Here is a 12,003-nt window from a genome sequence, read left to right as displayed (position 1 = left end):
ACTCCTAGTTAAGCTGCCCTGTGCTTGTCTCTTGTGATCTGTCCCCAGGCATTCTTCTTACGCTGATAGCCAATAAAGCTGCTCACCTTGATAAGGGTTAATACCGTATGAAGAACAAGGCATTGGTAGATGGCAGCATAGATTACCCAAGCCATATCAAAAAGAGTAATACTACGATAGTTTTGAAAATAAACCCTATTTAAAAACGATGTCAACGCAATAAGCACACAATAGCAAATATAGAGCAGCATCAGTGACACAAAAAAGGTTGTGTTTAATTGATGGCATAGCAAAGACAGCACAATGATAATAACACCAAATGCCTCAATAAAAGGAGATAAAAGCTCAAACAAAAGGTACAGCACATAGGAGATGAGTACCGTCACCTTAAACCGACCGCTCACAAAAAACTGGAGATACTTTTTCAAGCATTGATACAGCCCTAAAAACCAGCGACGCCTTTGCTGACACAAATCCTTCAAGCGACTGGGCGCTTGGCTCCAGCAAATAGCGTCTGTCTCATAGCCGATACGATAGGGAATCTTGTTGTTCTGGCAGAAAAAATGTAATTTCATCACCAGCTCCATATCCTCTCCCAAAGTCCCAGTATCATAGCCATCAACAGCAATCGCAAGCTCCTTTTTAAACAAGCCAAACGCTCCTGATATGATCAAATTCCCAGCAGCCTGGTCTAATAAAATGCGAGCTCCAAAAAAAGCACAATCATACTCAATTGCCTGCGCACAAGGAATGAGCTGCCGCGGTAAATGGTAGTCTACGATCCTTCCAGCTGCTAATTCTACTCCCTGCGAAACCTTGACCATACCCCCAACAGCAATGACAGACGGATCCTTTGCAGCAGTCTTTGCAATACGCTTAAGCGAATCCTCCTGTAGCATCGAATCAGCGTCCATGCACAAGAAATAATCGTATTGAGCAGCGTTAATCCCTAGATTGAGGCTATCTCCCTTGCCGCCATTTTCCTTTTCAAGCAGGGTCAGCCTGACATGCTTGAGCTGCTTTTGACTCACAGCCTTTAGAGGACGCGTTGGGATCCGCTGGTTAATAGAGCAGGTCACCGCTTCTAAGTGAAACCGTTCCTTCAAGAGCTTGGCGGTATGATCTGTTGACCCATCATCAATGACAATAATCTCATAGCAGCCATAATCAAGCATCAGCAAGGACTCCACTGTTTCGATAATGGTTAGCGCTTCATTATAGGCCGGCACCAAAATAGACACTGGCGGTAAAGAGACAGCATCACCAAGAGGCACTTGCTGTCGCCTTTCATAAAGATGAATAGCCCCAACAATTAAGGACAGCAATAAAAAGCTCGCATAAGCAATCAAAAACGCTAAAAAAAGATACTGGGAGTATTTCAATACTAAAAACAGTAGCTGCACTATCATTCTCCTTTAACATGCAATCACTTGTGCTTACCATTCGCCTGACAAAAGCGTCTCAAGGCCTGCTTCATCAAATACCCAATGTTAAAGACAAGGATTGCTAAGCAAACGATTATATAAAAAAACAACAAGTAATAAATCATCTATTTTCTCCTCTTTTCCTGCCAGACAGCCTGCACCTGCCGATAGGAGGTCTTCAAAACCTCTCTTACCCTTGGACGCTCCCAGCTCAACAATGGATACTCTACCATTGTAATGACCTTTGATTCCTTTAGCGGGGCAAAGCCAATAGCTATCGCCTCAATGGCTAATTCCTCAACACCATAGTGCTCAAAATAATCATCGTGTATTTTGTTTGAAGCTGGATCAGAAAAATTGAGCAGCTGCCAGGGAATCCTAAGCTCAATCAGACGCTCTCCAAAGGAAATATCGGTCTGCGAATCAAAATGAGCCGAGCCTCGTTTGCCATTGCCCTGTTTTAATTGGCCGGTAGGGTAGCGCTTCAGTCCTCTTTTTGCGATCGGAACCTGATCAATGGCTGCAAAAATACCATCATTTCTCACCACCATATCAACCATAGTAAATCTTGGCGTATGCTTGTTAGGGGGAAAGACATAAAAGTCCTTTCCATTAATCTGCCTAAGGTAATTGGCATCAGTAGCATGGTAGCGCTCCTGCACCAATAAGCGACTGCCTTTGTGGTCATCAACAACAAGGGCAAAATCAGCAAAGCGAGCAAACCGAGCGCTCAAGCCTTCAATAACCCTGCTGCCTGTTTTGGGCGTAATGTCTAAGGGAATGAGCCATTGTCTTTGTAAGGGCTGCTTTTTTGTTGATTCAATAGCAATATAGAGGTATTTTTCGTCCTGATCAACGAGGAGCTGATGCCCATTTTTCCTGTAGGTCAGAGCTCTAGACCACTCACCTGCTGCCTTTTGCCCGTCAATAGCATGCGTCCTTGGAGCATGCTCAAAGGTTAAGAGACCATAACCTTGAGCCTTAGACTGAACATCACCCCAAAGAAAGCCTTGATGTCTATTGGTTGCAAAGGAGGTATTCCAGCTCCTAGCAGTCCAATCGTCCTGCCAGCTATGGATTGTTGCTCCACAACAGCCAGACGCAACAAAGGCTGTGTAGTCTGCCATCAAGTGCTCTCCCTGATCCTTTTCTGTCAAGGGCCTGAAAGTCGATGTCATTTGGTCCACACCTCTTGCTGTCGAATAGCCATAGCCCGTCATAACCACTGGGACACGATGATAGCTTGCAAGCAGCTTGACATATCCCTGATATAAGGGCATGCGCTTAATATCCCCAACAAGCCTATGAGCAAGCCCTAGACGGTCAAACAGCAGGTAATCCCTATAAGCCGGGTGACAATCCAAGAGCTTATAGGAAGCAAAAAGACCGGCCTTAACCTTAGCGCTAGGTCTAATGTTTTCAATCGTCAGTTGAACATATTTTGCTGCCTGAGAAGCAAAGGACTCTTGATAGACAAAGGGATCTGATTGGGGTGCATTTGAAAAGCTCACCAAATGCTGCCAGCCATATTTGTAGCTCTCGTATGACGTGATTTCCTCCATGATTTCAGCCAGTACAGCCTCAAACCGATTGGCCTGAGGTGTCGTTGCATAATACCTTCCCTTAAAGCCTACAGGCTTGGACTGATTTTGATGATTGGTATAGGCTATCGTCCCACTGTGCCAATCATCACCAACAATATAGCCAAGCAGCCATTTACTCATATCCTGATCGTAATGCTGAAGCCCTAAATCTGAATGCCAGATCCGTTTTCTCCCATGAATCACATCAACACTGGACCTGGCCTCTCTTAACAAAGTCCCTAAATAAGCCTTATCCAAGGCGCTGATAGAAGCATTATCATGATAAGCGTCTATTCTAAAGCCCTGTAATAGATACAGAGAATGACTTGCTCTGTCATTATAGCGGCTCAAGGCATGGTAAAAAGCAGCAGGCATAATAACCCTTACCCTGATCGTATTGGCACCCATAGCTGCTATTTGCTTGAACCACCTGTAATAGGTTTTCTCATCAACGCTAAGGTCTCGTTGACGATAGCCAGCTATAGAGCTCTCCACATCAACCCCCTTGATGAGATAAGGAGACCCTTTTTGGTCATATATGCGCTTGTCCTTGGCATAAAAGCTTGTTCGAATAGCTGACTGGTTAGAAACCGGCAGGTACAAGCGACCATCAATATCACAACAATAATAGCTCAAGCCAATCACAGACAAGAGCAAACCAACAAAGATTAAATATTTCTTCATCACTACCTACTCTAATAATGTATTGGTATTTTTAGACGCTGCACTATACTGATAAAGTGTCTCAATGTGCTTATCCAGCCATCGCCCACGACGTCTAATAAAGTCCTTTAGCTGCTTAACAGAGGCCTCATAGCTCCTGTAGTTACGACTAGCTGGCACAAGGTAATTAGTGGCATCACTTCTTGATGGCACCGTAAACACGTAGCCCCACTTATGATTATTACGCTGAATAGCCGGACCTAAAAAAGTAACCGTAGCATCAATATACTTGATCAAATAATCCGTTGATAAAACGTTCTGTCGGAGCTGATGGTACCTTGTGACCACCAGCTTAACAAAGCTAGGATCCTTTAGCAGCATGCAAAACCAAGGAGCATCTGATAGAGTAAAGTCCGCCTCATCATAAGGAGCCTCAATCTGATTATCAAAGGCATTGTTAAAATCCCACACCACCAGCTTGAGCTTATCGCGCAAATCCTTGTAAAGATAGGTTGAAAACTTCCCCGCATCAATATTTCTAAAAAATTCATTGATAATAAAATAGTCTGCAAAGGACTCTTGATCCAAATAGTCAGTGTATTTCTTTAAATCATAAGAGTATAGGAGCTTTTCGATATGACTGATGTCCTGTTCAATAAACTGCTTTTGCTTGGGCGTCAGACGGTGCAGGCTTGGGTATTTAATGTCTAAAGAGGACAGGCCTGCTTGATTGGTATAGGACACATAATGATCAAGAGCCTGCTTAGCCTTATGCTTTCTATCCCAAACAAGGATATAGGGTGTTTTGTCAGACTTCCGATCACTTTTTTCGATATTCACACGATATCTCCCCTGCTCAATACTCTCCACAGCCAAATACAGGCCACGATACTGATGATCCACCACTAGCTCACAATACCTGACATTAGGCGCATAAGTCATGATCTCGCCGGCAATATTGTAGCTAAGGTAATTTCGGATTAGGGTCCGATCTAAAAAAGGACCATGCAGCACCCACTCAGACTCCTTGGACATGCCAGCCAGCGAGACTGCCTTTGGCTTAGCGCTTTTGTTGATAAATCTTAGCTTTAAGGATTTCTTGTCAAAATGACGTGACGAATTTCCCCTATAAGCAATCAAGGCTGTCAAGGACAGGCGAGGAGACTCAGACAGGCTGTGCTCCCTATCTAGCTGATCACGAAGCGAGACCGTCGTTTTAATGGTTTTTTGCCGCTTTGTCTGCGCCTCGTATTCTCTTTGCTCTGGAATCTGCTGATGGTGAGTGTCAATGCTAATAATAGGCAAATGGGAGCTAAAATACCCAGTGCCTCTGGAGCCCTTTTTGACTGTCTGCAAATGGTGATGAATACGCTTTGTAGACGTTTTAGGAAAGCCGATACCACAAATAGCAGCGAGCAAGAGACACACCAGCACAATCACATAAATCGTCTTTTCTTTCATATATATTAACCAGTGATGTCATCGCTTTGACTAACAATATTAAAATAATCAACTCGCCCCAGCTGATAAACAGCCTCAGTTAACTGATTATCCTGCTGATAGGTGCTGTCGTAATCCTTTTTTGACAGCTCAAATATCATCTCAATATCATCAGACGTGGTGTTTTTCACGCGCTGGATCGCCTTGCCCGAAAAGTAGTTAAACACTAACCGCTCCAGCTCAACTTCCATTTGCTTATCACAACGCACAATCAACAACAGTCTATTGTCATTTCTAACAGCTCCCATAAGCAGCAACAACAAAAAGATCACACTGCTGCCAGTGGCAGCGACAGTATAATCACCAACACCACAGCAAATCCCAACCACAATCGTCCAAAAAATATAGACCGTATCTCTAGAATCCTTGATCGCTGTCCGAAAACGCACAACCGACAGCGCACCGACCATACCAAGAGATAGAGCAACATTATTTCCGATAACTGTCATGACGGTTGCTGTTAAGACCGTCAAGGTCATCAAGGAAACGTTAAACTTCTTGCTATAGACAGTCCCAGTGTGGGTATAGGCATAGGAAATATAAATCACAACACTTAACAGGGCTGCAGCCACAATATGCAGCAAAACATCTTGAAAGCTCAAGGTCCCACGCTGTTCAAAGACATGTCTTAATAACTGTTTCATCTTAATACCTCTCCTAAAAACGATAATGCTTGCTGATAGCTCTCCCCATGCAATACTTGCTTGCACTTAGCTCGCTACCATTAACAGACTCCAACAGCTTCTTGATATAGGACAACAAAAAGCCATTGTACTTGACCTCCAAGATGACCAAATAGGGATCCAGCAGGTAATTTTGAGGCAGTTGGTCTGAAAAAATATCAGCATTGGCCTCAGACCCGATAATATGATGATCAAAGGTAATACGAATATTGTTTTCCTTTGCCACAAACGCCTTGCGCTGGTATTCAATCACCGTTTTAGGCTGATAGAGCTGCATTGTCATACGACTATAGCATTCAGCAGCAAAGCGATCAGGATAAGTCAGCAATATAGACCTGTCTCCCTTGATCAACAATTGAGCGTCTGCTCTGGTTAACCTCAGGGACCGCTTTTTTTGATGACTCCCTTGCTTTTGCTTCATCTCCAACTTAGCAAATGAGCTCTGGCTACCATAATTGCGCAGGCGAATTTTTCGTCTGAGCTCAATGCCGTCCTCTTTTTCCTGCCAATCAATATCCTCCAAGGAATCAAAATATAGGGATCTAATCACGTACCCCTCACTAGAGCTATGGGCATCTAGTCGTAATAGCTTGGAGAATTCATGCGATAAGCGATAATAATCCTCAATGGTGATCAAATACTTTTTTTCTTGACGCAATACCTCATTCACGCCAGTGTCCTCCTTTTTTGTCTGTAAGCAATGCCCCAACACCAAGCTGACCATAACAGCAGCCAACAAGCCTGTCTCATAAGTAAATCGGAGCAGATGAAATGGTTATTTTCTCTACAAGGGGCAATCACCTGCCAAAATAATAAATCCTACCATCTGTTGAAACAACGTAGACCAGCTGATCAGCTTGGTTACAGGACAGGCGCTTTTGTGACTGGTCTAGCTGTCTGCTGCTAGCGTCACTCGTATTAGTCTTGTTGAGCATGGCCTGCTTGAGCTGCTGCTGGATTTTTCTGGCTTGCAGCTCAGAAAGCTTAAAGCTACCATTAACCTTTTGCGCCTTGTGCTTGTAGACCAGTGCAACATGGTCCTTCGCTGTTGTCTTAGCAGTCGATAAGAGCCCTCCTTTTTTGAGCTGAGCATGCTCTCCCACATCAATAGCAACATAGTCAAAGGGTGCCCGTATCCGATGTGCTGTTAATATTGAGGACATTATCCCCGTTGCAAGGCAAATACCTATCGTAGCCACTATCATCTGCTGACGTTGCTTACGAATAAACCTTGAAAAAGCACATACCTCCGCCTGATACTCCTGAAGCTCTTCTTCAGCCTTGCCATAATCCTGTCTAATGTCATCTAAGTCAGCCTGACAATCCTTGCAGCTTGTCAGATGAGCCTCAACAATCGCTCTACTATAATCACTTAACGTATCATCTACATACAGCGGTAGCAAATCCTGAATCAACTCACAATCATACCTCATAGCCATACTCCTCTCGTAATTGTCTTTTTATATGTTTTCTTGCCCTAAAGACAAGAACCTTTGCAGAGGATACTGTTATGCCAATATCCTTAGCTATTTTTTCATAGGAATCTCCCGAATAAATCCTGGCCAGAAAGACAGCCTGCATTTTCTCTGGAAGATTAAAAATAATCGTTAGTGTAATCTCTAACAGCTCCCTTCTTTCTATCTTATCAAGTGGTTCATCATGCCCTTTAGCATCAACGATTTCTAAGCTTTCCATCGACATATTCTCATATTTTTTCTTTTTAATTTCTGAAAAGAAGGTATTCTTTGCAATGGTAAATAACCATGTTTTGATTGAGCTATCCCCACGAAATTTAGCAATATTACGATAAGCCTTTAGAAAAGTCTCTTGAGTAATATCATCTGATAAACTATTTTGATAACAGCACAGCTTATTTACAAACCTATAGACATCATCTTTATATTCTAAATATATGTCCTCAAATTCCAACAGCTTGTCTCCTCTCAATACACCCTTAATTGTTAGACCGTCCAATCCGCCAAAAGTTACAGATTAATTTAATTTTTAGTATAAGCTGTCATCAAGTCAGGTAAATAACAGGGATATATCACCTAACATTTGGTCAAGACAAAAAAGACCTGATTCTGTAATATACAGAACCAAGTCTTTCTCAGTATATATTGACTAGATGGTTAATCCATAGCGACATAGCTAAACAGGCTAAGACTTACCGTCTTTTGGATTTGGAGACAAATCCACCAAGCCCTGCCAGAATACCACTGCCAGCAAGAGCCAGTAAGGCATCTAGCTGACTAGTGCCTGTTTTAGGGAGAGCCTTAGCTGAGCCCTGAGAGCCCTCTCCACCAGTCTGAGCAACTGCTAGTTTCTCCTGATGAGGGGCTGCTTGATCAGTCTTTGCCCCTAAAGTCTCCTTATCAGACTGAGACGCCCTAAGACGGATAATGGTAGCTGTTAGGCCTGATAGCTTGACCCCGTCCTTGGTTAGGACAACCCCCTCAGGACTTATCAAAGCCTCAGTACCTGCTTGCTTAGCATCAACGATGACCTCACCAGCAAGAAGAGCCTGAAACTCACCAGTTAGCCTAATGGTACGGTCATAGCTATCAGCATTGACAAAGACAGCATAAACATCACCATTGCTAGCAGTTGTCTGATAAGCAATCACCAAATCCTGTGCCTTGATCCCATGCTCATTTGGAACAGTGATCAGCTTGACCTTCTGGTCTATCTCAGCCTTACTTACTAAGCGAAAGGCATCTGTCGAACGGCGCAGCGCAATCAATCCCTTAGTAAAGGCCTGACTTCTCGTACTTTCAGGGTAGCGCTCTGTATCCGTTGCCTTTGCCCAGTCAAAATGATTAATGGCATCAGTTGAATCATAGGAATCATGGATAAAGTATGGGTATTCAAACGGTGTTCCGTCCTCATTGACCAAGAGGTGTGATTTATTAGGAACCTTGTCATCAGAAACCTTGCCCTTATAGGCTTCGTCTTTGAATTGCTTTGTACGACCATATTCCTGACCAGCATGTAGGAAAGGGGTGCCTTGAGAGGTTAGCACCAAGAGGTTCCCCAGACGCAAGCGACGATGAATTTCTGCCGCATTTGCTGCAACAGACGGATCCTTTTTAATAGACTGGGCGATAATATCAAACAAGGTCAGGTTATCATGTGCAGCGATATACTGAATCACATCACCCGGATCATCAGCCAAAAAGTTAGTCGGCTGAGCCTTGATATTATGAAAAATGGTCATGATATCCCTAGCACCACCTGTAATAAAGGCAGGAGAGCCTTCATTTGGAAAGCCTGACTTAAGCTGATTGCGAAAATCATCTGAGAAGGAGGCAACGGTATCTGTCTGTGACATCCAGCTTTGGTCCGCAGGCTGCTCAGGCATGTGCTCATCACCCTGATAGGTGACCCAGCCCTCACCAAGCATGATGATATTCGGATTGAGCTCCTTAGCTGCCAGGTAGGCTGCTTCAATAGCTGCTGCATCATGGTCCCCCATCATGTCAAAGCGAAAACCATCAACCTTATACTCATCAACTAGATACTTAATCGAATCCACCAAGACACGACGACTCATGTAATGCGTTGTCCCAAGTCGTCCACCGCCAAATGAGGTCCTAGCAGTGCCATCAGCATTCATAAAGTGGTAATAATTCGGCTCTAGATCCTCAAAAATATCAACATTAGCTGTATGATTGTAGACCACATCAAGGATAACCCCCATACCACGCTTATGGATTTCATTAACAAGTTGTTTAAATTCCTCAATGCGCTTAGCTGGATCAGCCGGATCTGTCGAATACATACCAGTCAAGGCAAAATAGCTTTGTGGATCATAGCCCCAGTTGTAATTATTATTACTTGAGCTGTAGGTCAGCATACGCTCCTTGTTGGCCAATTCGTTGACAAAATAATAGCTCATCACAGGCAGCAACTGAATATGGGTAATACCAAGCTCCTTGAGATAATCCAGCCTTTCAACAAAGGCAGCAAAGGTTCCAAATTGAGCCTTTAGCTCACCAGCAATAGCCTGATCCGAGGTAAAATCACGCACATGTGCCTCATAGATAATCGCGTCCTCACGCTTGTGAAAGCCCTTAATATCAGCAAAGGCCAGCTCTTGATTTCCAATAGCAGCAGGATCAACAATGGCCGCCTTAGCCACCTTATAGGACGGATCTGTCTTAGCAAGCTCGCTGTTCCATGCCGCTAGCGATTTAGCATAAGGATCCAACACAAGAACAGACTTGCCATCTCTAGTAATCTCATAATGATAGAAATAGCCTCTATAATCTGAAATCCCAAAGCCACTATCAGCTGATAGAGTGATTGACCACTCTCCCTTGTCACCCTTTGCTAGAGCAATGTTACCAATCACCTTGGTCTGATCAGCCTTATCATACAAAACAAGTGACACCTTATCAGCACTTGGTGACCAAATCGTCAGATCAACCTTAGCACCTGCTTCTCTCACACGCGCTCCTAGCTCACCGTCATAAGCATACAGGCTATCCTTGTATTGCCAATTTGGCCTAGCCTGGAAGCTCTCATGATGAAAGGTCACCGTATAAGTGGCCATTGCTTGACTAAAATCACCTGTGATGACAGCCTTATGAGTCTTTTCATCTAAGGTGATATCAGTAATAGCAACTGCTTCCTTACTGTCAGTGCTAACCTTAAGCTCTTTTAAAAGGCTTTCCTTATCCACATCTGCTAGGGTCGTAAAGCTCACCTCAATACTGCTTGGGCTGACCTGTTTAGCGCCGATCAGTCTGACATGATTAACAAAATAAGGGTTCGTGTAAATGGTTGGATCCTCGTCTTTCAAGAAAATTTGCGTGTGCGTCTTTAAATGTTTAAAGATATAATCTTTGGGTTGAATTTTAACAGCGTCACCCGTCTGACGCTCATCTAGCAGGAGAAAGCCCAGCTCATTAAAGTCAGCTAGCTTGACGTCTATATAAGCACCATATCGACCAACCTGCTTAAAATCAATACCATCTGGCCAAGTTCCCTGCTGACTGGTCATTGAAGCATCAGCACTTCCCCAAAGCCAGAGCGCCTTTTGATCATAATCGCCATCACTTCGATAATAGTTGATACGGATATAGCCCTGAGCCAGCGGCGGGTAATAAGACAGCTCCTGACCATCAATCCAGACCTCATTCATCTTAGGGCTGAGCAAGTCTATGGTCCGATCGCCCGTCAGATTGTCTCCCTTAGTGTTATTGATCAAAAAGCTAACCTTATTGGCTTGATTGGCTGAAAGCTTAACGTCCATGTAATAGCCATAGTCATCTGTCTTAGCTAAACTAAAATTGGTAGCCCCAGTCGGCCAGCCTCCCAGCTGATCAGATGGTGTCTCAACATCGTCCCACACCCAAAGACCAAGCGAGGATAGGTCTTGAGCTGGCAGGGTCTTGAAATGCAGCCGCAGGGTCTGCTCTGCTATCGGCTCCTCTGAGCTTGTAGCTTCTGGTGCCTCTAGAGAGCTGTCTGTCGTAACAGGCACTATCGATGATGAAGGCTGAGACTGGTCTGTAGTTTCCTCATGCGCCTGATCCTCTACAAGAGGTACAGCTACTGGCTGAACTTCCTTGACAGTATCAGCATTGACAACAGCTGACACCTTAGTCACATCAGAAGTTCCAGTAGCATCAGTAATGTCAGTAGCTTCTGGCAGTTCCTTTAAGCCTTGCTCTTGGTCGGCAGCCCCTGACTTGACCATGACCGCACCATCAATAGGCTCAATACTCGTCAGACTCTCAGCAGCTACTGTAGTATGCCCGCTAGCTGTCCCCAAAGAAAAAGCGGTTGCAATAGCTACCGAAGCCACTCCAAGCTTAAGCTTACGAATGCCAAATAATTGACGCTCTTCAAACAGCGCTTGATTTTCCCTTAATCTTTTCATCATTCCTCCGTCCTTATCCTGATAGTTATTAACACCTTAAGTATACAAAAGAAACCATAATAGTGCAATCGTTTTCTTTATTGCAAATAATGTTATTTATAAGAAAATCAGACAAGAAACAGTGCAAGCGATTTCCTTACTGATAAATACCTGCTCCCCTCACTAAGACCAGCCCACTGCAAAGCAGAAAAGTAACCTAAAGAGCCTTAGTAACAGATGAATGAGCTTAATAACAAACACCCCAAGCATTAGATCTGGTGTCT

General features: G+C 43.8%; 9 protein-coding genes. All 9 read right to left on the bottom strand.

The window, feature by feature from the left end; all coding sequences use genetic code 11:
• Positions 1-8 precede the first annotated feature (8 nt).
• The gene (locus I2432_RS04435) at positions 9-1,403 is read right to left on the bottom strand and encodes a glycosyltransferase family 2 protein (RefSeq protein WP_428843969.1); all 1,395 of its coding nucleotides are present in this window, start codon (positions 1,401-1,403) and stop codon (positions 9-11) included.
• Between the two features lie 23 nt (positions 1,404-1,426).
• Positions 1,427-1,549: a hypothetical protein gene (locus I2432_RS10415; RefSeq protein ID WP_256605726.1), complete on the bottom strand. Its 123-nt coding sequence runs from the start codon at positions 1,547-1,549 to the stop codon at positions 1,427-1,429.
• Positions 1,550-3,691, bottom strand: a complete 2,142-nt coding sequence (locus tag I2432_RS04430; protein WP_206159019.1) for a hypothetical protein — start codon at positions 3,689-3,691, stop codon at positions 1,550-1,552.
• A 6-nt stretch (positions 3,692-3,697) separates the two neighbouring features.
• Entirely contained in the window at positions 3,698-5,131 is a 1,434-nt protein-coding gene (locus I2432_RS04425; protein WP_206159018.1) for a CotH kinase family protein, read from the bottom strand.
• Between the two features lie 5 nt (positions 5,132-5,136).
• The gene (locus tag I2432_RS04420; RefSeq protein ID WP_206159017.1) at positions 5,137-5,814 is read right to left on the bottom strand and encodes a DUF4956 domain-containing protein; all 678 of its coding nucleotides are present in this window, start codon (positions 5,812-5,814) and stop codon (positions 5,137-5,139) included.
• A 13-nt stretch (positions 5,815-5,827) separates the two neighbouring features.
• A complete protein-coding gene (locus I2432_RS04415) occupies positions 5,828-6,523 on the bottom strand; it encodes a polyphosphate polymerase domain-containing protein (protein ID WP_206159016.1) in 696 nt (231 codons plus the stop codon).
• Positions 6,524-6,650: 127 nt separating this feature from the next.
• The gene (locus I2432_RS04410; protein WP_206159015.1) at positions 6,651-7,286 is read right to left on the bottom strand and encodes a zf-HC2 domain-containing protein; all 636 of its coding nucleotides are present in this window, start codon (positions 7,284-7,286) and stop codon (positions 6,651-6,653) included.
• The gene (locus I2432_RS04405; protein ID WP_229297579.1) at positions 7,276-7,782 is read right to left on the bottom strand and encodes an RNA polymerase sigma factor; all 507 of its coding nucleotides are present in this window, start codon (positions 7,780-7,782) and stop codon (positions 7,276-7,278) included. The genes I2432_RS04410 and I2432_RS04405 overlap by 11 nt, the downstream gene beginning before the upstream one ends.
• 238 nt (positions 7,783-8,020) lie before the next feature.
• Positions 8,021-11,743, bottom strand: coding sequence for a pullulanase (locus I2432_RS04400; protein ID WP_206159014.1), 3,723 nt, complete (start codon positions 11,741-11,743; stop codon positions 8,021-8,023).
• Positions 11,744-12,003: the final 260 nt, after the last annotated feature.

The organism is Streptococcus equi subsp. zooepidemicus, assembly GCF_015689395.1.
Taxonomy (GTDB): domain Bacteria; phylum Bacillota; class Bacilli; order Lactobacillales; family Streptococcaceae; genus Streptococcus; species Streptococcus equi.
This window is presented reverse-complemented; position numbering and strand designations above follow the sequence as displayed.